The sequence below is a fragment of the Streptomyces sp. NPDC093261 genome (assembly GCF_044753645.1).
Lineage (GTDB): Bacteria > Actinomycetota > Actinomycetes > Streptomycetales > Streptomycetaceae > Streptomyces.
The window spans coordinates 86,171-111,312 of sequence record NZ_JBIVNO010000017.1; the positions used below are offsets into that span (position 1 = coordinate 86,171).

A 25,142-nucleotide genomic window follows, 5' to 3' on the forward strand; every position below is an offset into this window, starting at 1 on the left:
CGACAGCAGCCACCAGCACTTCGCCTGCCCCGGTCCGGCACGGGTGGGGCCGCCCGCGCGACGGAGGAGGCGCCATGCTGCACCACTCCAGCAGAACGTGCTGGAAACGCTTCGCCGCCGTCCTTCTCCCGGCCGTCGCCGCCGCCGCGGCCCTCGGCATCGGCATGGCACAGGGAGCGCTGGCCGCGTCGTTCTTCATCTCCGGCCAGAGGTTCCAGCTCTCCGCCGACACGCTGCGCGGCCGTGGCGTGAGCATCTACCCCATGGTCGACGTGACCCGGAAGGGCACGCTGGTCCCGGTGGTGGTCCTGGGGTTCAACCATGCGGACATCACCGGGCTGTGCCAGTCCGTGGAGCTGCCGGTTCCAGGGCTCGGTCCCTACACGCTGCTGCTCACCAGCGCACGACAACGGCGCGTGGAGGCGGCGAACCTGTTCATCGACGCGATCTCCGTGACAGCCGATCAGGGGGATACCCACGACATCGACATCGGTGTGGCGGCGGGTGCCATCCGGAAGGGGCCGATCAATCCCGGAGACAGGAACTCGCGGTTCTTCGACCCCGATGTCTTCGCCCAGCAAGCGGACTCGGTCCTCCTGACCAACGTAAGGGTGACCTCGGTCGCGGCCTCAGCCGTCACGTTGAACATCCCCGGCCTCGATCTGCGGATCGAGCAAGGGAGTCACCGCTGCTTCTGATGCCCGCTCCCGTCCGCGGTCGGCGTACGCGCCTGGCGCCCCCTCCCCGTATGTCCCCGTGAGCCCTCACCACAGGGAGAGACGTGTTCCTGGATCCCTTCCACCACCGTCCGTCGCGTTGCGCGACCGCTGCCGCGATGTGGCGCCGATTCGGCGAATGGCGAGGTGAACGGCCCTTCTGGGCAGGGACGTTCACCCTTTGCGCGGGGCTGCCCATCATGTACTTCCCCTACACGCACCTCAATCTTCAGGGCGTCGCACTGGCCCTGTCGACCACGTCCGGGGCGGCCTCCCTGATCATCGGGGTTCTGCTCGTGGTCCTGGGCGTCTCCCTGTGGTTCCAGCAGCACGCGCGCGTGTTCGCGGGGGTCGCCACCCTGCTGCTCTCCCTCGTCTCGTTCCCCCTCGCGAACTTCGGGGGCCTGTTCATCGGCCTGCTCTGCGGCCTGATCGGCGGCTCCCTGGCCTGCGCCTGGATTCCCCCCGAGGCACTGTGCCCGGAGAACGCCTCGGCGTTCCGCGCGAGCGGCGCGGACACGGCCCAGGGAGCCGGTGCGGTCGGGACGGGTACAGGCGATTGAAGACGTACGGAGCGTGAACGTAGCATCCGGGCTCATCAGTTGTGCTGCCACGACAGGCGCCCGGGCAAGCAGCGTGCCGGACAGCCTCGTTGCCGAGGGCAGACTCGGAGTACGGCTCGGCGAGGATCCGGCCGAGGCAGTGGCCGACTTCGAGACCTGTGTGGCCGAGGCATGCGCCGACGACCCCTGGCTGCGCGACCACCCCGCACGGGTCAGCTGGCCCGGCGGCCGGTTCGCGAGCGGCCGCCTGCCGGCCGGACACCCGCTCGCGGATCTGGTGCGGGACGCCCACGGCGACGCGGTCGGCGGGTCGCGCCCACGTGAGCGCGGGACGCCGTACGGAAGCGACCTCCGGCTGTACGCGGCGGCGGGCGTCCCCACGCTCCAGTTCGGGCCCGGCCATGTGCGGCCGGCCCACGGCCCCCGGGAGCGGATATCCGTCCCGGAGATCGCTGCCGTGGCCCGCACCCTCGTCCTGGCGGTGCCGCGCGGCGTCGGCACCAGGTAGCGCGCCCAGGAGGCGGCAGACCGCACACAGGTGAGCGGACGCCACGCGGCCGTCAGCGCGCCGGGCGCGGGGACAGCGGCTTGATGAAGTGGGTGACCGGGCGCTCGAGGCGTTCGCCGTCCACGGTGAGGTCGACCGCCTCGTTGTAGAAGGCGAGCAGCCCCTTGATGGCGGCCGCGGCGGGCAGCGGATCGGGGTAGCTCCAGACGATATCGGGCGGGAGGTCCGCCTCACCGCGCCAGGACCAGTACTCGGCGGTGCCCTTGTAGGGGCAGCCGGTGCGGTGGTCGCCGGGGTCGAACAGGTCGAGGCGGACATCCTCGCGGGGGAGGTAGTAGCGGGTGGGCAGGCCGGTCTCGAAGAGGAGGACCGGGCGCCGGGTGTCGGCGACGAGCGTGCCGTCGATCTCGACCCGGACGTGCCGGCTGCTCGGGATGGCGTCGACGCGTTTGTGCGGGTCGCGAGGGTGGACGAAGATCTCCTCTTCCTCCTCGTACCAGTGGTCGAGGCCCGTGCCGGTCCGCTGCAACCACTCGAAGGCGATGTGCCCGGCGAGGTCGTCGGCGGGGAACGTCCAGGCCGCGTTCTCCAGCAGCTCGCCGGCGACCTCGAGGTCGTAGAAGAGCGTCGATCCGGTGTGGGCGCCGGTGGGCGGGTTCTTCGCGGGGCGGAGCAGGTCGAAGCGGACCTCCTCGCGCGGGAAGGCGTACAACGGCACGGGCACGCCCGGCTCCCATACGAGGACGGGGTGGCGGCTGTCCACGACCGTGACGTAGGCCTTGCGGCCGCGTACCCAGCGCTCGCTGGACTCCCAGAGCAGGCCTTCGGGGGTGGTGCGCACGGACTTCTCGGTGCCGAGCCGGTTCATGATCGGGTCTCCTTCCTCCTCTCATCCTCGTCCTGGTCGCGGCCCAGCTCCACGAGACCCGCCGGGTACCGGGGCAACCTGGCGCCGGCCGCGTCAGGCGCCCGCCGCCGCCACGCCCAGCACCGGCAGGACGCCGGTGGCCACCCCGAGCCCCCGGTGCTCCGCCGGCCCGCTCACCAGCGCGCTCCCGGTGGACCAGCCGGTGACACTACGACGTCGCTCGCCCAGGCCCTCGTCGGCGCGGGCAGTGGAGTGTCCCTGGTCTCGCGCCTTGCCCCGACCGGTGTCCCCGGCACGACCCACCGTGACCCGGCCCGACCGCGGCCGCATCGCGGCATCCACGCGCTGACCCAGGCGGACACGACGCTCACCTCGCGGGTGCAGGGGTTCCCCGGGCTGCTGCGGACGTCGCGCGAACGCACCGCCACACCACCCGGGAGGAGACCGCTCCAGGCGGCCGACGGCGTCGGAGCCGGGCGGCTTCGCCCCGCTCGGCGCCCGGCCGGTCCGGCGGGGACACGGGCGTGGGATGGCCTCGCTCGGATGTCCCAGTTCCGTAAGGGGTCCGGACATTCCGAAGCGGCCTCGCGGCGGGTGGGATGAAGGCATGGAACTGCGCTTCTCTCCCCCCGTGTTCAGGGGCAGGCTGCACGACGCCCGCACGGCGACCGTGATCGGGCGGTGGCTTGGTCTGGCGTTCGTGGTGTGCTTCGTCACCGGCCTGGTCAGCCATGTCCTGCAGCATCCGCCGTCCTGGGCGGCCGACGACCTGCCGAGCCGCCCGGCGTGGGGCTACCGGCTCACCCAGGGACTTCATGTCGCCTCGGGCATCGCCGCGATTCCGCTGCTGCTCGCCAAACTGTGGACGGTGTATCCGCGCCTGTTCGCATGGCCGCCCGTGCGGTCGGTGCGCCATGCGCTGGAGCGGCTGTCGGTGGGCGTGCTGGTCGCGGCGGCCGTGTTCGAGGTGGTCACCGGGCTGCTGAACACGGTGCAGTGGTATCCCTGGCCGTTCTCGTTCGTACCGGTGCACTACGCGATGGCCTGGCTGACGACCGGGGCGCTGGTGCTGCATCTGGCGGTCAAGTCCCCGGAGATCCGGGCCCATTGGACCCGGCGGTCACCCGGGACGCTCACCCTGCCCGAGCGGGACGCCATTGACCGACGCTCGTTGCTCGCCGGCGTGGGCGCGGCGGTCGGAGCGGTCACGCTGACCACGGTCGGCCAGTCCCTCACCCCGCTGAAGGACCTGGACCTGCTCGCGCCGCGCCATCCGGACCACGGCCCGCAGGGCCTGCCGGTCAACCGCACCGCCGCCGCGGCCGGAGTCGGCCGGATCCCCGCCGAGCACTACCGGCTGGTCGTGACCGGCCCGCGCCCCTTCGTCCTCACGCTGGACGAGCTGCGGGCCATGCCGCAGTACGAGGTGGAGCTGCCGATCGCCTGCGTCGAGGGCTGGAGCAAGTCGGCCCACTGGACGGGCGTGCGGATCAGGGATCTGCTCGACCGGGCCGGCGCCCCGCCGCACGCGCGGGTGCGGGTGGTGTCGCTGCAACCCAGGGGTGGATACCGGGTGTCGGAGATGGGCCACGAGTACGCCCGCGACCCGCTGACCCTGCTCGCGCTGCGCCTGAACGGGCGGGAACTCGCCCCCGACCACGGCTACCCGGCCCGCGTCATCGCCCCGGACCGGCCCGGTGTCCTGCAGACCAAGTGGGTCGGCCGGCTGGAGGTGCTGTCATGAAGGTGATCCGGTTTCTGACGGGCCTGGCCGGTGCGGTGTTCATGGGTACCGGCGTGTTCCTGCTGTCGGACACGGGCGACGTGACAGGCGTGCTGGTCTGGCTCGCCGGAGCCCTGCTGCTCCATGACGCGGTGATCGCCCCACTGGTGTTGCTCGTCGGGCTGCTGGTGGTGCGCGGCGGCCGGCGGGGGCCGGTGCGCGGGGCGCTGATGGCCGCGGGCGCGTTGACGGCGGTGGCGCTGCCGGTGCTGCTGCGTCCCGGGGCCACCGCCAACTCCTCGGTGCTGCCGCTGGATTACCCGCGCAACTGGCTGCTCGCACTCGCGGCCGTGGCGACGGTGACGGCGCTGCTGACGGCCGCTCGCGGGCTCGTCCGCGGCCGGCGGCGGCCGCCCTCTTGATGAAGTCCGTCGTGAGGGCTGTGATCGGGGCCGGGGCTTACGAACCCCTGACGTCCCTGCGTCGAGCGGCCCGCCGCCGGGTCTGCGGCCGTAGGGTCGATGGCATGCTGATCCTGGTCACCGGAGGCGCGGGCTTCATCGGCTCGCACATCGTCCAGTCCCTTATGAGCGCCGGGCACACGGTGCGCGTCCTCGACGCCGTGCTGCCCGCCGCCCACCGCACCGCGCCGTCCCTGCCCCCGGGGGCCGAATGGCGGCACGCGGACGTCCGGGACGCGGCGGCCGTGGCCGACGCCCTGCGCGGAGTGGACGCCGTGTGCCATCAGGCCGCCATGGTCGGCCTGGGCAAGGACTTCGCCGACGCGCCCGACTATGTGAGCTGCAACGACCTGGGCACCGCGGTGCTCCTCGCCGGCATGGCGGCGGCCGGGGTGCGGCGACTGGGACTGGCCGGCTCCATGGTGGTGTACGGCGAGGGACGCTACACATGCCCGGCCCACGGCGTCGTCCGGCCGGGCCCGCGCCGGGTGGCGGACCTGGACTCGGGACGTTTCGAACCGCCCTGCCCGCGCTGCGGTGAACCGCTCGCCTCCGGCCTGGTGGACGAGGAGGCGCCCGCCGACCCGCGGAATGTGTACGCCACCACCAAGCTCGCCCAGGAGCATCTCGCCGCCGCGTGGGCGCGGGCCACGGGCGGGCGGGTGGCGGTGCTCCGCTACCACAATGTGTACGGGCCCGGAATGCCGCGCGACACTCCCTACGCGGGCGTCGCCTCGCTCTTCCGTTCCGCGCTGGAACGCGGCGAGGCCCCGCGCGTCTTCGAGGACGGCGGCCAGCGGCGGGACTTCGTGCACGTACGGGATGTCGCCTCCGCCAACCTCGCGGCGCTGGACGCGGTGGACGAGCTGCCGGAGGGGACCCTGCGGGCGTACAACGTGGGCAGCGGTGAGCCCCACACGGTGGGGGAGATGGCGGCCGTCCTCGCCGGGGCGTACGGCGGTCCCACGCCGGTCGTCACGGGGGAGTACCGGCTCGGCGACGTCCGCCACATCACCGCCTCCTCAGACCGGCTCCGCGAGGAGATGGGCTGGAAGCCGCGGGTCGCCTTCGCCGAGGGGATGGCGGAGTTCGCGGGGGCACGGCTGCGCGACGCCTGACGTTTTGCTGCCGCGCCCGGCTGCCGGCCGGGAGGCTCAGCTCGCCGCCGGCAGGCGGACCTCGAAGCGGCAGCCGCCCGGGACGTTGCATACGGCGGCCTGGCCGCGGTGGGCCTCCACGATGCCGCGCACGATGGCCAGCCCGAGCCCGGCCCCGGCCGGCGGGGTGCGGGCGTGGGTGCCGCGCCAGCCGGTGTCGAAGACGCGGGGCAGGTCCTCCGGCGGGATGCCGCCGCAGCCGTCGGTGACCGAGAGCACGACGCTGTCGGCCTCCCGGCGGGCGCCTACGGCCACGGTGCCGTCGGCGGGGGTCCGGCGGATGGCGTTGACGAGCAGATTGGCCAGGACGCGGGACATCTCACGGCCGTCGACCTCGACCGGCACGGCCTCGACCCCGTCCCCGACGAGCCGTACCCCGTGCTCCTTGGCCAGGGCGTCGGCGCCCGCGATGGCGTCGCCGACGAGGTCGTAGACCGACATCCGGGTGGGCGACAGGGCGAGGACCCCGGCCTGGATACGGGAGAGCTCGAACAGATCGCTGACCATGCCGCTCATGCGCTCGACCTCGGCGCTGATACGGGTGTGGTAGACGGCGGGGTCCTCGACCACGCCGTCCTCCAGGGCCTCGGTCATCGCCCGCAGCCCGGCCAGCGGGGTGCGCAGGTCATGGGAGATCCAGGCGACCAGCTCGCGGCGGGAGGCCTCAAGCGCCCGCTCCCGTTCCCGGGAGGCGGTGAGCTTGGCGCTCGTGGCGGCGAGCTGACGGCTCAGCTCGGCGAGTTCGGCGGTGGGGGCCGCGGTGGGCGGGGTGAAGCTCCCGTCGTCACCGAGGGCTCGGGTGGCCTCGGCCAGCGCACGGCTGCCCCTGACGACGGTGCGGCCCAGAACGATTGCGACCGCCAGGGAGACGACCGCCGCCATGGCGCACACGGTCGTCACGACCCACAGGTCGTGGTCGGACAGAAGCATCGCCCAGGCCACCAGCAGGGTGCCCCCGAGCATCGCCGCGACCGTGACGGCCGCGACCACGGCCAGCGACAGCGCGACCGAGCGGCGTCGCAGCAGCCGCAGCGCGACCGCGCCGCCCAGCCCGGCGGCCGCCGCGCCGATCGCCGCGTACAGGGCGATGAGCAGTGCGTCAGCGACCATCGCCGGCTCCGTTCTCGACAGGTCCGTGTGGCCCGGGAGGATCGAAGCGGTAGCCGACCCCCCACACGGTGCTGATCAGACGGGGGTGCGCCGGGTCGTCCTCGATCTTCTCGCGCAGACGCCGCACATGCACGGTGACGGTCGACAGATCGCCGAACTCCCAGCCCCACACCCGGCGCATGAGCTCCTCGCGGGTGGTCGCCCGGCCCGGGTGGCGCAGGAAGAACTCCAGCAGGTCGAACTCCCGGATGGTGAGGGCGAGTTCCGCACCGTCGCGGGTGGCGCGCCGGGCGACGGGGTCCAGGGCGAGCGGGCCGACCCGCAGCCAGGGCGCCGCGGGTTCGGGACGGGGCGCCGCCGGTGTCCCGGAGCGGCGCAGCACGGACTCCACGCGCAGCACGAGCTCGCGGGGGCTGAACGGCTTGGTGACGTAGTCGTCCGCGCCGACCTCGAGGCCGAGGACGCGGTCCTCCTCGTCGCCGCGCGCGGTCAGCATGATCACGGGCAGGGGGCCGTCCTCGCGGATGCGCCGGCAGACCTCCAGTCCGTCCATGCCGGGCAGCATCAGGTCCAGAACGACCAGGTCGGGTGGCCGGACGGCGGCGCTGGCCACGGCGGCGGGGCCGTCGGCGGCCAGCTCGACGGCGAAGCCCGCCCGGTCCAGATAGCCGGCGACGACCTCGGAGACGGTCGGGTCGTCGTCCACGACGAGTACGCGTTTCACGTCACCGAGTCTCGCACCACCGTTCGGCCGGCCGGCGGGAGCGGTGGGCGATGTCAGGGATCCGTAAGGACGGCGGCAGACGCCCGCCGCCACGCCGGCGGACGTCAGCGATCCGTAAGGTCGCCAATTCCCTTTTGTCCGTTGTGCGTTCGTAGGGTGAGTGGGGTGATCGAGACAACCCCCTCCTCGCCTCCGCCTGTCGACGTCGTGCTGCCCTGCCTCGACGAGGCCGGGGCCCTGCCCTGGGTGCTGGACCGGATCCCGCCGGGATGGCGTGCGATCGTCGTCGACAACGGTTCGACCGACGGCTCGGCGGACGTGGCCCGCTCCCTCGGGGCCCATGTGGTCCGGGAGCCGCGTCGTGGCTTCGGAGCCGCCTGCCACGCCGGACTGGCCGCCGCCACCGCCGACGTGGTCTGCTTCTGCGACTGCGACGCCTCCCTGGACCCCGCGCTGCTGCCGGCCCTCGCCGGGCCGGTCCTCGCCGGGTCGGCCGACCTGGTCCTCGGCCGACGGCGGCCCACCACCCTCGGCGCCTGGCCGCTGCACGCCCGGCTGGCCAACCTGGAGCTGGCCCGGCTGATCCGCAGACGCACCCGACTGCGCCTGCGCGACCTCGGCCCGATGCGTGCCGCCCGCCGCGAGGCGCTGCTCGCCCTGGATCTGACCGACCGGCGCTCCGGCTACCCCTTGCAGATGGTCGTCCGCGCCGCCGACGCCGGCTGGCGCGTCCGGGAGACGGACGTGCCCTACCACCCGCGCACCGGCCGTTCCAAGGTGACCGGCACCTGGCGCGGCACCTGGCAGGCGGTACGGGACATGAGCGCCGTTCTCGCCGAACCGCCCACCGCGGACGCGGTGAGGCGAACCGCCGGCGGACCCGCGGATCTCGCGAGCGTCACCGGCGTCACCGGCGTCACCGGCGTCACCGGTGTCACCGGAGCCGGACGATGAGCGCGCGGGGCACGGTCACGGGGCCGGCCACGCTGCTGGTCATCGCCAAGGAACCCGTACCCGGGCGGGTCAAGACCCGGCTCACCCCGCCCTACACGCCGCGGGAGGCGGCCACGCTGGCCGAGGCCGCCCTCGCCGACACCCTCCACACCGTGCTGCGGACGCCCGCCCGGCGCCGCGTCCTCGTCCTGGACGGCGTCCCCGGGGCCTGGCTGCCGCCGGGGTTCGACGTCGTACCCCAGGCACCGGGCGGACTGGACGAGCGGATCGCGGCCGCCTTCGCCCACTGCGCCGACGGTCCCGCGCTTCTGATCGGCATGGACACCCCGCAGTTGACCCCCGGCCTGCTCGCCGGGGTCGGCCGCGACGGCCACGACGCCTGGTTCGGGCCCGCCGCCGACGGCGGGTTCTGGGCGCTCGGCCTGGCCGATCCGGCCCGCGCCGGGGCACTGGTGCGTAGCGTGCCCATGTCCACCGACCGTACCGGCGCGATCCAGCGAGACCGCCTCACGGCGGCGGGACTGTCGGTGGGTGACCTGCCGGTGCTGCGCGACGTCGACACCGCCGCCGACGCGGCGGAGGCCGCCGCCCGTTGCGCACCCGGCTCCCGCTTCGCCACCGCCCTGGACCGACTGGCGGAGGCCGCACGGTGAGCGCTACGGCAACCGGCGCCGCGCCGCGTGGAACGTCCCCCGCCGCCGAGTGGGCCGAGCCGGCCACGGCAGACCCGCACCCGCGCCCCCTGATTCCCGAGCCCCTGACTCCGCGGCCCGCCCCGCCCCGCACACCGGCGTCCGCCACCGCTCGGCCCGCCCCCGTGGCGCCGGGCGAGCCCTGGACGGACGACCCCTACGCCCACGCCCTGCGCGCGGGCCGCGGCCCGCTGTATCTGCGCCGTATGGGCGAGGGCACCGGGCCGGAGCTGCTGCTCCTGGATGTGGAGCGCTGGTGCGCCGCGGTCGACGCCGCCGACACGAGCGTGCTGCGCCGCTGCACCGGCCCGGTGCTCGATGTCGGCTGCGGCCCCGGACGCCTGGTCGCCGCTCTGGCCGCCCGTGGTCTGCCGGCGCTGGGCGTGGACATCAGCCCGATCGCCGTCTCCCGGACGCGCAGTCTCGGCGGCTGCGCCCTGCGGCGATCCGTCTTCGAGTGCCTGCCGAAGGAAGGCCGCTGGGGCACCGTCCTGCTGATGGACGGCAACGTCGGCATCGGCGGCGACCCGGCCGCCCTGCTGGCCCGGCTGCGCGAACTGGTCCGTCCCGGCGGACGGCTGCTGGCCGAGGCGGCCCCGCAGGACGTGGACGAACGTCTCACCGTCCGTGTCGAGGACGCCCACGGCCGCCACGGCCGCCCCTTTCCCTGGGCCCGCCTGGGCACCACCGCGCTGGCGCGTGCCGCCGACGCCACGGGCTGGATCCTCACCGGCCGCTGGACGGCGGGCGGCCGCCCCTTCGTGGAACTGGGGCAGCCGCACGCACGCCCCTCGGCCGACGGAAGGCCCGGCCACCCATGACCGACACCGCCCCCGCGCGTTCGCGGGACTCCCTCACGTTCGCGCGGCACCCGCGTTCCGGCTCCGCCGCACCGGCGAACCGCGGCACGGCCCGCATCCGCGTCGGCGTCACCGTGGTCCTCCTCGCCGCGCTCACCGCGGTCGTCGCCGGCACCGTCCACGCCAGCGACAACATCGGCGCCCCCGGCCGCCTGCTCACCGGCTACGGCATCGCCTGGACCCTGTTCGCCGCCGCGGTGTGGACCGTACGCGAGGTTCCGGCGCGTACCGCGACCGGGCTGGTGCTGGCCGGTGCGGCCGCCGTGGCACTGGCCGCGCTCACCGCACCGCCCCGCACCAGCGACGACATGTACCGCTATGCCTGGGACGGCCGGGTCCAGGCAGCCGGCATCTCTCCCTACGCCCATCCGCCCGCGTCACCCGAACTGGCCAAGCTGCGCGACGACTGGCTGTTCCCCACCCGGCAAGCGTGTGCGGGCTGGGGACTCCATCAGACCGGCAGCGGTCTGTGCGTGCGTATCAACCGTCCCACCGTTCCCACCATTTACCCACCCGTCGCCGAGGGCTGGTTCCTCGCCGTCCATGCCGCCTCCCCGCCGGACAGCCGTCACAAGCCGCTCCAAGTCGGCGGGGCGGCGGTCGCGTTCGCCACCACCGTGGCCCTGCTCGTGGTGGGGCGCCGGCGGGGGGACCGGCAACGTGCCCCCGCCCGGGCCGCGTTGTGGGCCTGGTGCCCGGCCGTGCCCTTCGAGGCGGTCGACAACGCCCATGTCGACACCCTCGGCGTCCTGTTCACCGTGCTGGCGCTCGGCACCGCGACCGCGGGGGCCCGCCGGGGCGCGCTGCTGGGCGCCGCGATCGCCGTGAAACTTCTGCCGGTCCTGGCCCTGCCCGGGGCCCTGTCCGGGCAGCGCGGACCGGCGCGGATCCTGCGGGTCGGTGCGGCGGCCGTCGCCGCGGTCGCGCTCGCCTACGTTCCCTACGTCGCCGCATCCGGCACGGGTGTCCTCGGCTACCTGCCGGGCTACCTCCACGAGGAGGGCTACGAACCCGGGGACGTACGCCGGTTCGCGCTGCTGCGACTGGTGCTGCCGGACGCCGCCGCCGAAGTGACGGCGGCCGTGATGCTCGCGCTGGTGGCCCTGTACGTGTGGCGCCGGGGCGACCCGGACCGGCCCTGGAGCGGCGCCCTGCTGCTCACCGGAACCGCGCTGCTGCTGTTCTCGCCGGATTACCCCTGGTACTCCCTGCTCGTCATCGCCCTCGTCGCCCTGGACGGCCGCTGGGAATGGCTGACGATCACCCTGGCCGGCACGGTCCTCTACCTCGCCGGCCGGCTGCTGCCCGGCTTCCCGCTCCAGGCGTGGGCGTATGGAATGGCCGCCGTGGCCGTCACGGCCGGCGCCTGTCTGCGCTCCGGCCGGGCCCGCGGGCTGCTGATGCCAGGCCGCGGCCGGCCACGGCACGCCGGCCGAGCACAGGCCGCCGGGGAGCGGTCATGACCCGGAGGCCGCGGTGGTCGCGGCGGCCTTCAGCGAGCCCCCTGCCCGCAGGATGCGGGCCAGGTCGTCGGGGGCGGCCGCGAGACGGACCGGCCGGCCCTCGCCCCATGGTGGGGAGACGGACCGGCCGGCCCTCGCCCCATGGAGCATGAAGGAGACGGACCGAGGAGACGGACCGCCGCCCCCGTCGCATGGAGGAGACGGACCGCCGTCCCCCGTCGCATGGGCGAGACGGACCGCCGTCCCCCGTCGCATGGGCGAGACGGACCGCCGCCCCCGCGTCGCATGGAGGAGGATGAGGCCTGGTCCGCCGTCCGTGGCCCGGCTCGCGGCCCGGCCGGCGTGGAGGTCGTCACACCGGTGGCGATGATGCATACGCGAGCGTCCATGGCGGGCAGATGATGGACCGGCCGGTCGTGGTCCGGGCGCGGGTCCGGCCCGGCGCCGGTGCAGACATGCCAACGCTTGCCAGGCGCCTGATCCGGCGCACCATGAGAAGGGACCGTTGATGTTCCGCAAGGTACTTGTGGCGAACCGGGGTGAGATCGCCGTCCGCGCGTTCCGCGCGGCCTATGAACTGGGCGCCGGAACCGTGGCGGTGTTCCCGTACGAGGATCGCGGCTCGCTGCACCGTCTCAAGGCAGACGAGGCCTATGAGATCGGGCGGAAGGGCCACCCGGTGCGCGCCTATCTGTCGGTCGAGGAGATCGTGGAGGCGGCGCGCCGGGCGGGAGCGGACGCCGTGTATCCCGGATACGGGTTCCTGTCCGAGAACCCGGATCTGGCCCGGGCCTGTGAGGAGGCCGGGATCACATTCATCGGCCCGAGCGCCGAGATCCTGGAGCTGACCGGCAACAAGGCCCGCGCCGTGGCCGCCGCCCGCGCGGCCGGGGTGCCGGTGCTCGGCTCCTCGCGTCCCTCGACCGATGTGGACGAACTGCTCGCGGCCGCCGAGGAGGTCGGTTTTCCCCTGTTCGTGAAGGCGGTCGCCGGTGGTGGCGGGCGCGGCATGCGGCGGGTGGCGGAGCCCGCGAGGCTCCGGGAGGCGATCGAGGCGGCGTCCCGCGAGGCCGAGTCCGCGTTCGGGGACGCGACCGTGTTCCTGGAGAAGGCCGTGGTGGAGCCGCGCCATATCGAGGTGCAGATCCTCGCCGACGGCCAGGGCGATGTCATCCACCTCTACGAGCGCGACTGCTCCGTGCAGCGCCGGCACCAGAAGGTCGTCGAGCTGGCCCCCGCTCCCGGCCTCGACCCCGCGCTGCGGGAGCGTATCTGCGCCGACGCCGTCGCCTTCGCGCGCACCATCGGCTATCGCAACGCCGGCACCGTCGAGTTCCTGGTCGACCGCGACGGCCGGCATGTCTTCATCGAGATGAACCCGCGCATCCAGGTCGAGCACACGGTGACCGAGGAGGTCACCGACGTCGACCTGGTCCAGGCGCAGTTGCGCATCGCCTCGGGGGAGTCGCTGGCCGACCTCGGCCTGGCCCAGGACACGGTCTATGTCCGCGGCGCGGCCCTCCAGTGCCGGATCACCAGTGAGAACCCGGCCAACGGGTTCCGCCCCGACACGGGAACGATCAGCGCCTACCGCTCGCCCGGCGGCTCCGGCATCCGGCTCGACGGCGGCACCGCGTTCGTCGGCTCCGAGATCAGCGCCCACTTCGACTCGATGCTGGTGAAGCTGACCTGCCGGGGCCGTGACTTCGCCACCGCGGTGCGCCGAGCCCGGCGTGCGGTCGCCGAGTTCCGCATCCGCGGCGTGGCCACCAACATCCCGTTCCTCCAGGCGGTGCTGGACGACCCCGACTTCCGGGAGGGCCATGTCACCACCTCGTTCATCGAGGAACGCCCCCATCTGCTGACCGCCCGCCATTCCGCGGACCGCGGCACCCGCCTGCTGACCTATCTCGCCGACGTCACCGTCAACAAGCCACATGGCGCGCGCCCGCGGCTGGTCGACCCCGTGACCAAACTGCCGCACGTCCCGTCCGGCACGCTGCCGCCGGCGGGTTCGAAGCAGCGGCTGACCGAACTCGGCCCGGAGGGCTTCGCCCGGGCGCTGCGCGAGTCGCCCGCCGTCGGCGTCACCGACACCACCTTCCGCGACGCCCACCAGTCCCTGCTGGCCACGCGTGTCCGCACCAAGGACCTGCTGGCCGTCGCCCCCGTGGTGGCGCACACCCTGCCCGAGCTGTTCTCCCTGGAATGCTGGGGCGGCGCCACCTACGACGTGGCTCTGCGCTTCCTGGCCGAGGACCCATGGGAGCGGCTGGCCCGGCTGCGCGAGGCGGTGCCCAACATCTGTCTCCAGATGCTGCTGCGCGGCCGTAACACCGTCGGCTACACCCCCTACCCGACGGAGGTCACCGACGCCTTCGTCGACGAGGCCGCCCGCACCGGCATCGACGTCTTCCGCATCTTCGACGCGCTCAACGACGTCAGCCAGATGCGGCCCGCGATCGACGCCGTACGCGCCACCGGCACGGCCGTCGCCGAGGTCGCCCTGTGCTACACCGCCGATCTGTCCGACCCGGCCGAGAAGCTCTACACCCTGGACTACTACCTCCGGCTCGCCGAGGAGATCGTCGACGCCGGGGCCCACATCCTGGCGATCAAGGACATGGCCGGGCTGTTGCGGGCGCCCGCGGCCGCACGGCTGGTGACGGCGCTGCGCCGGGAGTTCGACCTGCCGGTGCATCTGCACACCCACGACACGGCAGGCGGGCAGCTCGCCACCTATCTGGCCGCGATCGGCGCGGGCGTGGACGCCGTGGACGGGGCGGTGGCCTCGATGGCGGGCACCACCTCCCAGCCGTCGCTGTCCGCGATCATCGCCGCCACCGACCACTCCGAGCGGCCCACCGGGCTGAGCCTGCGCGCGGCCTGCGACCTGGAGCCGTACTGGGAGACCGTGCGCCGTATCTACGCCCCCTTCGAGGCCGGTCTGGCCGCGCCGACCGGGCGGGTCTACGACCATGAGATCCCCGGCGGGCAGCTCTCCAACCTGCGGGTGCAAGCACGCGAGTTGGGCCTGGGTGACCGGTTCGAGGACGTCGAGGCGATGTACGCGGCCGCCGACCGCATCCTCGGCCGCCTGGTGAAGGTCACTCCGTCGTCCAAGGTGGTCGGCGACCTCGCGCTGCACCTCGTCGGCGCGGGTGTGACCCCGGCGCAGTTCGCCGCGGAGCCGGGCGCGTACGACATCCCGGCCTCGGTGATCGGATTCCTCCGCGGCGAGCTGGGCGACCCGCCCGGCGGCTGGCCGGAGCCCTTCCGCGGCAAGGCCCTCAAGGGCCGGGCCGAGGCCAAGCCGACCGCCGAACTGACCGGGGAGGACCGCGAGGGCCTGGACAAGGACCGCAGGGCCACCCTCAACCGGCTGCTGTTCCCCGGACCGGCCAAGGAGTTCGAGGCACACCGCGACGCCTACGGAGACACCGGCGTCCTGCCCAGCAAGGACTTCTTCTACGGGCTGCGCCCGGGCGAGGAACACGCGGTCGACCTCGAGCCCGGCGTACGCCTGCTCATCGCCCTGGAGGCGATCGGCGAGGCGGACGAGCGCGGCATGCGCACGGTGATGACCACGCTCAACGGCCAGCTCCGGCCGGTCCAGGTCCGTGACCGCTCGGTCGCCTCGGACCTGCCGCCCGCCGAGAAGGCCGACAAGTCCGACCCCCGGCATGTCGCCGCGCCGTTCGCCGGGGTCGTCACCCTGGCCGTGCAGCAGGGTGCCCAGGTGGAGGCGGGCGCGACGGTGGCGACGATCGAGGCCATGAAGATGGAGGCCGCCATCACCGCGCCCGTCGCCGGCACGGTGGGCCGCCTGGCCGTCGACTCCGTGCAGCAGGTGGAGGGCGGCGATCTGCTGATGGTCATCGCCTAGTCCGGCGCTCCCCATAGGGCGGACACACGGCGGGAAAACCGGGGCCGCAGGCCGGGGTCAGTGCCCTGGTGCGCGATGCAGGTCGCGGATCAGGGCGATCTCGGCTCCGTGGTGCAGCACGACGTCGAACTGTCGCAGCAAGGGAACCAGTCGAGGCGGCTGCCGGCGTTCCTCGGCCTCGCCCTGCTCTCCTACGGGGTCTTCGCCCTCTCCCGCACCCCGTGCCTCGCGGGGTGCGTCAACCCGGAACGGGAGGAACCACGGCAGGGAGCGCGGCCCGCCCCGGCGGACCGTCACCATGCGACGGCCGACTGAGACGGGACCGCGGCTCCCCCGGATCCGGCTCGCTCAGGCGGTGAGGCGCTCGGCGAGGGCCTTGGCCCTGGTGGCCGCCTCCTGCAGCGCGCGCTCGCGCGAGGCCTCGAACAGCGGCACCAGCTCGGCCATGGCCGGGTTGTGCGGGGCCATGGTGAGCTCGGGCACGATGAAGTCGAGGTCGAGGCCGAGGGAGTCGGCGAGGATCGCCTTCAGGTAGTTCTGCACGTACTCGTACGGCTCCCGCGGCGTGCCCGGCGCGTAGGAGCCGCCGCGGCTGGCGACCACGGTGACCGGGGTGCCCTTGGCGGAGGGGCTCTCGCCCGCGGTGCGGCCGATCAGGATCACGTTGTCCAGCCAGGCCTTGAGGGTCGACGGGATCGCGTAGTTGTACATCGGGGCGCCGATCAGCACCGCGTCCGCGCGCTCCAGCTCCTCGATCAGCCGTACGCGCTCGGCGAAGGCGGCCGCCTGCTCCGGCGTGTGGGTGGCGGGATCGGCGAATCCGGCCGAGTGGGCGTCGGCGGTGATGTGCGGTACGGGGTCGGCGGAGAGGTCACGGTAGATCACCGTGCCCCCCGGGTGCTGCTCCTCCCAGGCCTTGCGGAAGGTGTCCGTCACCGCCCGGGAGGCGGAGGCGGAGGCCGGGAACACGGACGAGTCGAGGTGCAGGAGGGTGGCCATCGGGTCTCCAGTGAAAAGTGGTCCGAGGACGCCCGCCGGAGTGACGGCCGCCCAAGGGGCTAAGTTTTCGTACTCGACTATGAATAACACAGGTGCTTACTTTTTTTCACCTCCATACGGGGACGCAGTATCCTGAGGACATGACGGTCGAACAGAGCCACGATCCCGGGGCGTGCAAGCGGGTGGACGAGGGCATCACCCGTGTCTTCCAATTGCTCGGCAAGCGCTGGACCGGCCAGATCGTGGCCGTACTCGTCGGGCAGCCCGCCAACTTCGCCGCCCTGCGCCGCGCCATTCCGGGACTCAGCGAGCGCATGCTCTCCGACCGTCTCTCCGAACTCGGTGCCGCGGGGCTCGTGGTGCGCGAGGTCGACGAGGGCCCGCCGCTGCGGGTCTCCTACCGCCTCACGGAGGCGGGGGCCGCGCTGGAGCCGGCGCTCAAGGAACTCGGGCAGTGGGCGACCGACCATCTGCCGGGCAGCACCCCCTGCACGGAGACGCCCGTGGAGTGACGGCGGGGGCCGACGGGGGTGTGGCGGCTCCCGACGGGCCGGGTCATGGGGGTCTTCCGCCGCTGGGCGAGGCCGGGTTCCCGGTGTGTGGGGCATATCTCGTCACGGTGACGCATCCCCATGTCAGCGCGCCGGAATGACTGCTTCCGGAGGTGCTCGGCAGGCCCGCCGAGGGCGCGCGGGGCGGTCCGTATCCGTGCTCGTACTAGGATTGTCCGCTTGTTTGGAGCTGGACCGGAAGATCCCCAGGCAATCCTGCGGCCCCCCAGCACCCCGGCACGATCCGGGAACGACACGTGAGGACCCGATGGCAGCCCTCCAGCAAGGCCCCGCACTCGCGCTGTCCGACACCGAGATGCGCGGCGAGTCCGGCGACCGCGCGCGCTTCCTCGCCGCCCCCGCCGCCCCGCCGCGGACCCTCGTGGACGTCTTCGAGGCCACGGTGCGGGCGTATCCCGACGAGCCCGCCCTCGACGACGGCCGCCGCGGCCTGACCTACCGCGCCCTGGCCGCCGAGGTCGAAACCCTCCGCCGCCGCCTCGCCGACGCCGGCGTGGGCCGCGGCGACCGGGTCGGCATCCGCGTCCCCTCCGGCACCAACGACCTGTACGTGGCGATCCTCGCCGTACTCGCCGCGGGAGCCGCCTACGTCCCGGTGGACGCCGAGGATCCCGACGAGCGGGCCGAGCTGGTGTTCGGCGAGGCCGAGGTGCGCGCGGTCGTCGGCGCCGGCCACCGGATCACCGTCAACGGCCCGTCCGACGTCCCCGCCGCCCGCCCAGGCGGCGAGCACGACGCCTGGATCATCTTCACCTCCGGCTCCACCGGCAAGCCCAAGGGCGTCGCCGTCAGCCACCGCAGCGCCGCCGCGTTCGTGGACGCGGAGGCCGACCTCTTCCTCAAGGAAGAGCCGATCGGGCCCGGCGACCGCGTGATGGCCGGCCTCTCCGTGGCCTTCGACGCCTCCTGCGAGGAGATGTGGCTGGCCTGGAGGTACGGGGCCTGCCTGGTGCCCGTACCGCGCTCGCAGGTCAGGAGCGGCGCCGACCTCGGCCCCTGGCTGGTCGAGCAGGAGATCACCGTCGTCTCGACCGTGCCGACCCTGGCCGCGCTCTGGGAGCCCGAGACCCTCACCGACGTCCGCCTGCTGATCTTCGGCGGCGAGGCCTGCCCGCCCGAGCTGGTGCAGCGGCTGGTCACCGAGGGACGCGAGGTCTGGAACACCTACGGGCCTACCGAGGCGACCGTGGTGGCCTGTGCCGCGCTGCTCACCGGCGAGGAGCCGATCCGGATCGGACTGCCCCTGAACGGCTGGGAGCTGGCCGTCGTGGACGACGCCGGGTATCCGGTGGCGATGGGAGGGAGCGGCCAGCTGGTCATCGGCGGGGCCGGGCTCGCCCGGTACCTCGACCCCGAGAAGGACGCGGAGAAGTACGCCCCCCTTCCCTCCCTCGGCTGGGAGCGCGCCTACCGCAGCGGGGACCTCGTCCGGGCCGAGCCCGAGGGGCTGATCTTCCTCGGACGCGCCGACGAACAGATCAAGCTCGGCGGACGGCGGATCGAGCTGGGCGAGGTGGACGCCGCGCTCCAGGCGCTGCCCGGAGTGGCCGGTGCCGCCGCCGCGGTGCGCACCGCCCGCAGCGGCAACCAGCTCCTCGTCGGCTATGTCGTCACCCAGGAGGGCTGGGACCAGGCGGCGGCCGTCGAGCGGCTGCGCGCCGAGCTGCCCGCCGCCCTCGTCCCGCTGCTCGCGCCGGTCGACGACCTGCCGACCCGCACATCCGGCAAGGTCGACCGGAACGCGCTGCCCTGGCCGCTGGAGGGCCTCGAAGGCCCCGCCGCCCGGCTCTACGGCACCGAGGCCTGGCTCGCCGAGCAGTGGACCGAGGTCCTCGGCATCCCGGTGGCCGACGCCTCCGACGACTTCTTCGCGATCGGCGGCAGCAGCCTGGCCGCCGCCCAGCTCACCACCCGGCTGCGCACCCGCTACCCCAGCGTGGCCGTCCTCGACATCTACCAGCAGCCGACGCTGCGCAAGCTGGCCCGCCATCTGGAGGAGTCGGCCCACGACGACGGCGCGGAGCGCGTGGTCGCGCCCGTTCCGAAGCGCGCCGGCGCACTCCAGCTCCTTCTGCTCGTCCCCCTGTTCACGGTGCTCGGACTGCGCTGGACCGTGGCGCTGGCCGCGCTCGGGAACGTACTGCACTGGTGCGGTCCGTACCCGTGGGCGCCGGTCACCTCCTGGTGGGCCGTGGCCGCGGGAGCGGTGCTGTTCCACAGCCCGCCGGGGCGGCTCGCGATCGCGGCGGGCGGCGCCCGGATGCTCCTGCGAGGGGTCAAGGCCGGCCGGTACGCGCGCGGAGGCGGCGTGCATCTGCGGCTGTGGACCGCGGAACGGCTCGCCGAGTTCAGCGGGGCGACCTCGCTGACCGGCTCCTGGCTGGAGCGGTACGCCCGGGCACTGGGCGCCAAGATCGGCCCGGACGTGGACCTGCACTCGCTGCCGCCCGTGACCGGCATGCTCAAGCTGGGCCGGGGCGCGGCCGTCGAGTCCGAGGTGGACCTGGCGGGCTACTGGCTGGACGGCGACCGGCTGGAGATCGGCCCGGTCAAGGTGGGCGCGCACGCCGTCGTCGGCACGCGCAGCATGCTGTTCCCGGGCGCGCGCGTCGGCAAGCGCGCCGAGGTGGCTCCCGGTTCGGCCGTCGCCGGACAGATCCCGACCGGCCAGCGCTGGGCGGGCGCGCCCGCCGTCAAGCTCGGCAAGGCCAAGCGCAACTGGCCCCAGGAGCGGCCGGGCCGCGGCACCTTGTGGCGGGCGATGTACGGCGTCAGCGGCGCCGCGCTGACGGCCCTGCCGGTCCCGGCGGGCGCGGCCGCGCTCCTGGTGGCACACCTGTTCGTCGATCCGGCCGCCGGTCTCGGCACGGCCCTGTCGGGGGCCCTCGCGGCGCTGGTTCCCGCCACGCTCGCGTTCGGGCTGGCGTACGCGCTGCTGCTCCTCGTCGCCGTACGGCTGATGAGTCTCGGGCTGCGCGAGGGCACCTACCCCACACACAGCCGGATCGGCTGGCAGGCCTGGACGGTCACCCAGCTGATGGACCGCTCGCGCGAGACCCTGTTCCCGCTCTACGCCGGGCTGGTCACACCGGTGTGGCTGCGCCTGCTCGGGATGCGGATCGGCCGGGGTGCCGAGGTGTCGACCGTTCTCGCGCTGCCGAGTCTGACCACGGTCGGCGACGGGGCGTTCCTCGCGGACGACACGCTGACCGCGCCGTACGAACTGGGCGGCGGCTGGGTGCGGATCGGGCGTGCCGAGATCGGGCGGCGTGCCTTCCTCGGCAACTCCGGGATGACCGCGCCGGGCCGCAGCGTGCCGGACGGCGGGCTGGTCGGCGTGCTCTCGGCGACCCCCAAGAAGGCGAAGAAGGGCAGCTCCTACCTGGGGCTGCCGCCGGTGAAGCTGCCGCGCACCGCCTCCGACGGCGACCAGAGCCGCACCTACGAGCCGCCGGCCCGGCTGCTGTGGGCGCGCGGGCTGGTGGAGCTGTGCCGGATCGTGCCCGTGTTCTGCTCGGCGGGGCTCGCCGTGCTGACGGCCGCGGCGCTCAGCGCGCTGGGCGGCTGGGCCTGGCTGCTGTGCGGGCCGGTGCTGCTCGCAGCCGGGCTGGCGGGCGCCGGCGTGTCCGCCGTGGCGAAGTGGCTGCTCGTGGGCCGGCACCGGAGCGGGGAGCACCCGCTGTGGAGCTCCTTCGTGTGGCGCAACGAACTGGCGGACACCTTCGTCGAGGTCGTGGCCGTGCCCTGGCTGGCCGGGGCGGTGCCGGGCACGCCGCTGATGACGCTGTGGCTGCGCGCACTCGGCGCCCGGATCGGCCGCGGGGTGTGGGTGGAGAGCTACTGGCTGCCGGAGACGGATCTGGTGACGCTGGAGGACGGCGCCACGGTCAACCGGGGCTGTGTGCTGCAGACACACCTCTTCCACGACCGGATCTTGCGGACCGATACTGTGATCCTCCGTGCGGGCGCGACACTGGGCCCAGGCGGAATCGTCCTGCCCGGCAGCACGGTCGGGGCCCGCACCACGCTGGGTCCCGCCTCGCTCGTGATGGCGGCGGAGTCGGTGCCCGACGACACCCGCTGGCTGGGCAATCCGATCGAGGCATGGCGTCCCCGGAAGCGAACGGCGTGACTCGGGCGGAGCCGGATGACGGGGCACCGGCACGATGTACGAGCACAGCGCAGGGAGCAGACGCAGCAGTGACCCCTCAGCAGAAGGTGGAAGCGGACCCGTACTTCCCCGGCAACGGCGACCCCCGCTACCGGGTCAACCGCTACGAGCTCACGCTGGACTACCGCCCCGGCCCCAACCGGCTTTCCGGGACGGCCCGGCTGGGTGCCATAGCGGGCGGCGCCCCGCTCACCGAGTTCCAGCTCAACCTGGCCGACTTCCGGATCGGCCGGATCAAGGTCGACGGCCGGGCGCCGCACTACACGCACCGCGGCGGCCGGCTGCGCGTCCGTCCGCCGAAGCCCATCCGGGCCGGCGCCGCGTTCACCGTCGAGGTCCACTGGTCGGGCAACCCGAAGCCGGTCGCCAGCCCCTGGGGCGCGATCGGCTTCGAGGAGCTGGAGGACGGGGCGCTGGTGGCGAGCCAGCCGATCGGGGCCCCGTCCTGGTACCCGTGCAACGACCGCCCGGCGGACAAGGCGTCGTACCAGATCTCGATGACCGCGCCGTCGGCGTACTCGGTGGTGACCGGCGGGCGCCTGCTGACCCGTACGACGAAGGCGTCGACCACCACCTGGGTGTACGAGCAGCCGGCACCGACCTCCAGCTATCTCGTCGGACTGGCGATCGGCAGGTACCAGACGGTGCTGCTCGGCGATCAGGGCGACGGCGGTGTGCCGCAGTACGGGCATCTCCCCGCACGCCTGCTGCCGCAGTTCTCCCGGGACTTCGCGCGCCAGCCCGCCATGATGGAGCTGTTCCAGGAACTCTTCGGTCCCTACCCGTTCGGCGAGTACGCGGTGGTGGTGACCGAGGAGGAGCTGGACGTCCCCGTGGAGGCGCAGGGGCTGTCGCTGTTCGGCTCCAACCACGTGGACGGCGCCCGGGGTTCGGAGCGGCTGGTGGCACACGAGCTGGCGCACCAGTGGTTCGGCAACAGCGTGACCGTCGCCGACTGGCGGCACATCTGGCTCAACGAGGGCTTCGCGAAGTACGCGGAATGGCTCTGGTCGGAACGGTCCGGAGGCCCCACGGCCGCCCAACTGGCCGCGACGGCACACCGGAGGCTGTCCTCGCTGCCGCAGGACCTGCGGCTGTCCGACCCGGGCCGCAAGCGGATGTTCGACGACCGGCTCTACGAACGCGGCGGCCTCGTGCTGCACGCGCTGCGCTGTGCGCTGGGCGACGAGGCCTTCCATCGGATGCTGCGGAGCTGGGCGGCCGTGCACCGGGGCGGAACCGTGACGACCGGCGCCTTCGTCACGCACGCCGCCCGCTGCGCGGGCCGGTCCCTGGACGATCTGTTCACCGCGTGGGTGGAGGAACCGGCGCTGCCGCCCCTGCCGCCCCTGCCGACCCAGGAGGCCGCGGTGCCGATGCGTCCGCCCTATCCGCCCAGCAACGCGCGGTCCCTGTGAGCCGCGGGCGCTGACGCGCGGACATGCGACTCCTCATGGCCGGGGGGACCTGGACGCACGCGGCCGGCAAAACGCCCCCGGGCGGGCCGACGGGCTGCCGCCCGGGCGCCGCCCGGCCCCTCGGTCAGGGACCCTCGTACGTCCGCGTGAGGATCTCCAGTACCTCGGATGTGTCCGGCAGGCGCGGCGCGTTCTTGGTGACGGCGTCGGCGACCGCGCCGGCCGCGATGGCCGGCAGCAGTGCACGGTCGGCGCCCAGCTCGCGCAGCGGCCGCTTGATGTCCAGCGCCCCGGAGATCTCCCGCACCGCCGAGACGGCGGCCCCGGCCCAGTCGCCGTCGGCGGGCGGTGCGAGGCGCATCGCCCGGCCCACCCGCTCGTACGCGCCCTGCGCGGCGGGTGCGCTGAACTCCATGACCTCCTCGAGAACGGCGGCGAGAGCCACTCCGTGCGGGGTGCCGGTGTGCGCGGTGATCGTATGGCCGATGCCGTGCACCAGGCCGAGTCCGGAGAGGGTGAGGGCCTGCCCCGCGAGGTGGGCGCCCATCATCAGCTCGGCGCGCGCGTCGAGGTCCGAGCCGTCCCGGTATGCGAGGGGCAGGGCATGGCTCACCATGGTCACGGCCTGGGTGGCGTAGGCGACGGAGAACGGGTTCGCGCCCCGCGAGGCGAGCGACTCGATGCCGTGGACCAGCGCGTCGAAGCCGGTCGCGGCGGTGGCCGGGGCGGGCAGGCCGAGCGTCAGCTCCGGATCCAGAAGGGCGATGCGGGGCTTGACCGAGGGGTGACCGATATAGACCTTCCGGCGAGCCTCGGTGTCCTCGATGACGCCGAAGCCGTTGGTCTCCGCTCCCGTGCCGGAGGTGGTGGGGACGGCGACGACCGGCAGCCCCGGCGCGGCCTCCCACAGCCGGTCGGCGTCGGCGGCCACCGCGCCCGGGTTGCCGACCAGCAGGGAGATGCCCTTCGCCGCGTCCAGGACCGAACCGCCGCCGAGCGCGACGACCACGGCGGGACCGAAGGCGCGGGCCCGTGCGGCGCCCGCGTCGACATTGCCCGTGGACGGGTTGGGCGCCACCTCGTCGTGGACGGCGTACTCGACGCCCGCGCTGTCGAGGGTCTTGAGGACGCGTTCGAGGACGCCGGCGGCGCGCAGCCCCCGGTCCGTGACGACGAAGGCCCGGGTGTGGCCGGTCGTCGCGATCAGCTCGGGCAGCAGGCCGATGCGACCGGGCCCGAACTCGACCCGGCAGAGGGGATCGATGCTCAGCGAGGCGGTGGCGAGGCTGTCGCGCTGGGGAGGGGTCATGGGATGCGGCTCCTGAGTGCTGCGTACCGGTTCAGACCGTGACGGCGGTGGTGGGCGGCGCGGCGGCCACCGGAGCGGGCAGGCGGAACTCCTGCCCCGCGAGGGCCTCGTAGAGGCGGACCGGGCTCATCTCGCCCGCGAGATCGCCGTGCTGGGCCTTGGCGCGGCGGTAGATCTGCTCGACGAGGGCGGACAGCTCGGTGGACACGCCGAGCTCACGGCCCAGGTCGACGGCGAGCCCCAGGTCCTTGCAGGCGAGGGCCATGGCGAAGGAGTCGTCGTAGTCGCCGTCGGCGAGCACGCACATGATGTCGCTCTGAAGGAAGTGGGAGGCGGCCGGGCTCGCCAGCAGCGCGTTGCGCAGCACACCGAGATCCACCCCGGACTTCACGCCCAGGGCGAGGACCTCCGAGGTGGCGACCAGATGACTGAACCAGAGCAGATTGATCATCAGCTTGACGGTATAGCCCGCGCCCAGCGGCCCGACGTGCAGGATGCGGTCCGGGTCGCCCACGGCCTCCAGGACGGGCAGGGCGAGGCGGAAGTCGTCGTCGCGGCCGCCCACGAAGATCTGCAGGGTGCCGGCCTCGGCGCCCCGGGCCATGCCGCTGACCGGCGCGTCGAGCCGGCCGACGCCCCGGGCGTCCAGGACCTCCGCCGCGACCCGTTCCGCCGCGGCCGGCGTCGAGGTCGACATGTCGATCCACAGCGTGCCCGAGGGAAGCGCCCCGGCCGCCCCGCCGCGCAGCAGCACGTCCTCGACGATGCGCGGGTTGGGCAGCATGGTGATCAGGAACTCGGCGTCGCGTGCGCACTCGGCGGGGGAGCCGGCCCAGCGGGCGCCGAGCGCGAGATGGCCGGCGGCGGCCTCGGGCCGGGTGTCGTGCACGGTGACCAGGTGTCCCGCCTGGACCAGATGGCGGGCCATGGGGTGTCCCATGTTGCCCAGGCCGATGAAACCGATCCTCATCAGTGTCCTCGATGCTGT

Annotated in this window: 21 protein-coding genes and 1 pseudogene; 15 read left to right on the plus strand and 7 right to left on the minus strand. The window is 73.7% G+C overall.

Going from position 1 to position 25,142, the window contains the following annotated elements; translation table 11 throughout:
• Nucleotides 1–74: 74 nt before the first annotated feature.
• The 3 genes and pseudogenes from ACIP94_RS29095 to ACIP94_RS29105 form a co-directional block, all read left to right on the plus strand.
• Complete coding sequence (locus tag ACIP94_RS29095) at nt 75–698, plus strand: DUF6230 family protein (protein ID WP_402431957.1); 624 nt, start codon at nt 75–77, stop codon at nt 696–698.
• Nucleotides 699–835: 137 nt separating this feature from the next.
• On the plus strand, nt 836–1,279 hold the full coding sequence (locus ACIP94_RS29100; RefSeq protein WP_402432206.1) for a DUF6114 domain-containing protein: 444 nt from the start codon (nt 836–838) through the stop codon (nt 1,277–1,279).
• 55 nt (nt 1,280–1,334) lie between these two features.
• Nucleotides 1,335–1,787: pseudogene (locus tag ACIP94_RS29105) on the plus strand (M20/M25/M40 family metallo-hydrolase); the annotation flags it as partial.
• A 52-nt stretch (nt 1,788–1,839) separates the two neighbouring features.
• On the opposite strand, the gene ACIP94_RS29110 reads toward ACIP94_RS29105, so the two are convergent.
• Together ACIP94_RS29110 and ACIP94_RS29115 are read right to left on the minus strand one after the other, a co-directional pair.
• Complete coding sequence (locus tag ACIP94_RS29110) at nt 1,840–2,655, minus strand: DUF427 domain-containing protein (RefSeq protein ID WP_402431960.1); 816 nt, start codon at nt 2,653–2,655, stop codon at nt 1,840–1,842.
• Between the two features lie 93 nt (nt 2,656–2,748).
• Nucleotides 2,749–2,985, minus strand: a complete 237-nt coding sequence (locus ACIP94_RS29115) for a hypothetical protein (RefSeq protein ID WP_402431963.1) — start codon at nt 2,983–2,985, stop codon at nt 2,749–2,751.
• A gap of 277 nt (nt 2,986–3,262) precedes the next feature.
• Here ACIP94_RS29115 and ACIP94_RS29120 point away from each other — a divergent pair, with 277 nt between their 5' ends.
• From ACIP94_RS29120 to ACIP94_RS29130, 3 genes are all read left to right on the plus strand, one after another.
• A complete protein-coding gene (locus ACIP94_RS29120; RefSeq protein ID WP_402431966.1) occupies nt 3,263–4,399 on the plus strand; it encodes a molybdopterin-dependent oxidoreductase in 1,137 nt (378 codons plus the stop codon).
• Nucleotides 4,396–4,800, plus strand: a complete 405-nt coding sequence (locus ACIP94_RS29125) for a hypothetical protein (RefSeq protein ID WP_402431968.1) — start codon at nt 4,396–4,398, stop codon at nt 4,798–4,800. Before ACIP94_RS29120 ends, ACIP94_RS29125 begins: the two co-directional genes overlap by 4 nt.
• Before the next feature lie 104 nt (nt 4,801–4,904).
• Nucleotides 4,905–5,957: an NAD-dependent epimerase/dehydratase family protein gene (locus tag ACIP94_RS29130; RefSeq protein WP_402431971.1), complete on the plus strand. Its 1,053-nt coding sequence runs from the start codon at nt 4,905–4,907 to the stop codon at nt 5,955–5,957.
• A gap of 36 nt (nt 5,958–5,993) precedes the next feature.
• Here the strand turns inward: ACIP94_RS29130 and ACIP94_RS29135 are convergent, their stop codons facing one another.
• Entirely contained in the window at nt 5,994–7,106 is a 1,113-nt protein-coding gene (locus tag ACIP94_RS29135; protein WP_402431974.1) for a sensor histidine kinase, read from the minus strand.
• Nucleotides 7,096–7,830, minus strand: a complete 735-nt coding sequence (locus ACIP94_RS29140) for a response regulator transcription factor (protein ID WP_402431977.1) — start codon at nt 7,828–7,830, stop codon at nt 7,096–7,098. The genes ACIP94_RS29135 and ACIP94_RS29140 overlap by 11 nt, the downstream gene beginning before the upstream one ends.
• Before the next feature lie 168 nt (nt 7,831–7,998).
• On the opposite strand from ACIP94_RS29140, the gene ACIP94_RS29145 reads away from it, so the two are divergent.
• From ACIP94_RS29145 to ACIP94_RS29170, 6 genes are all read left to right on the plus strand, one after another.
• Nucleotides 7,999–8,784, plus strand: a complete 786-nt coding sequence (locus ACIP94_RS29145; RefSeq protein ID WP_402432209.1) for a glycosyltransferase family 2 protein — start codon at nt 7,999–8,001, stop codon at nt 8,782–8,784.
• Entirely contained in the window at nt 8,781–9,437 is a 657-nt protein-coding gene (locus tag ACIP94_RS29150) for a DUF2064 domain-containing protein (protein ID WP_402431980.1), read from the plus strand. The genes ACIP94_RS29145 and ACIP94_RS29150 overlap by 4 nt, the downstream gene beginning before the upstream one ends.
• Before the next feature lie 92 nt (nt 9,438–9,529).
• Complete coding sequence (locus tag ACIP94_RS29155; RefSeq protein WP_402432212.1) at nt 9,530–10,297, plus strand: class I SAM-dependent methyltransferase; 768 nt, start codon at nt 9,530–9,532, stop codon at nt 10,295–10,297.
• Nucleotides 10,294–11,799: a glycosyltransferase 87 family protein gene (locus ACIP94_RS29160; RefSeq protein WP_402431983.1), complete on the plus strand. Its 1,506-nt coding sequence runs from the start codon at nt 10,294–10,296 to the stop codon at nt 11,797–11,799. Before ACIP94_RS29155 ends, ACIP94_RS29160 begins: the two co-directional genes overlap by 4 nt.
• A 508-nt stretch (nt 11,800–12,307) precedes the next feature.
• Complete coding sequence (locus tag ACIP94_RS29165) at nt 12,308–15,685, plus strand: pyruvate carboxylase (protein WP_402431986.1); 3,378 nt, start codon at nt 12,308–12,310, stop codon at nt 15,683–15,685.
• A 75-nt stretch (nt 15,686–15,760) separates the two neighbouring features.
• Nucleotides 15,761–16,000, plus strand: a complete 240-nt coding sequence (locus ACIP94_RS29170) for a hypothetical protein (RefSeq protein WP_402431989.1) — start codon at nt 15,761–15,763, stop codon at nt 15,998–16,000.
• 33 nt (nt 16,001–16,033) lie between these two features.
• On the opposite strand, the gene ACIP94_RS29175 is transcribed toward ACIP94_RS29170, so the two are convergent.
• Nucleotides 16,034–16,684 (minus strand): FMN-dependent NADH-azoreductase, encoded by a 651-nt coding sequence (locus ACIP94_RS29175; RefSeq protein ID WP_402431992.1) that lies wholly within the window; start codon nt 16,682–16,684, stop codon nt 16,034–16,036.
• 140 nt (nt 16,685–16,824) lie between these two features.
• On the opposite strand from ACIP94_RS29175, the gene ACIP94_RS29180 reads away from it, so the two are divergent.
• From ACIP94_RS29180 to ACIP94_RS29190, 3 genes are all read left to right on the plus strand, one after another.
• Nucleotides 16,825–17,196, plus strand: coding sequence for a winged helix-turn-helix transcriptional regulator (locus tag ACIP94_RS29180; RefSeq protein WP_402431995.1), 372 nt, complete (start codon nt 16,825–16,827; stop codon nt 17,194–17,196).
• Nucleotides 17,197–17,503: 307 nt separating this feature from the next.
• Entirely contained in the window at nt 17,504–21,388 is a 3,885-nt protein-coding gene (locus tag ACIP94_RS29185; RefSeq protein WP_402431998.1) for a Pls/PosA family non-ribosomal peptide synthetase, read from the plus strand.
• 68 nt (nt 21,389–21,456) lie between these two features.
• Nucleotides 21,457–22,845, plus strand: coding sequence for a M1 family metallopeptidase (locus ACIP94_RS29190; protein ID WP_402432001.1), 1,389 nt, complete (start codon nt 21,457–21,459; stop codon nt 22,843–22,845).
• A gap of 124 nt (nt 22,846–22,969) precedes the next feature.
• On the opposite strand, the gene ACIP94_RS29195 is transcribed toward ACIP94_RS29190, so the two are convergent.
• Together ACIP94_RS29195 and ACIP94_RS29200 are read right to left on the minus strand one after the other, a co-directional pair.
• The gene (locus tag ACIP94_RS29195) at nt 22,970–24,154 is read right to left on the minus strand and encodes an iron-containing alcohol dehydrogenase family protein (RefSeq protein WP_402432004.1); all 1,185 of its coding nucleotides are present in this window, start codon (nt 24,152–24,154) and stop codon (nt 22,970–22,972) included.
• 31 nt (nt 24,155–24,185) lie between these two features.
• Nucleotides 24,186–25,124 (minus strand): NAD(P)-dependent oxidoreductase, encoded by a 939-nt coding sequence (locus ACIP94_RS29200; RefSeq protein ID WP_402432007.1) that lies wholly within the window; start codon nt 25,122–25,124, stop codon nt 24,186–24,188.
• Between the last annotated feature and the right edge of the window lie 18 nt (nt 25,125–25,142).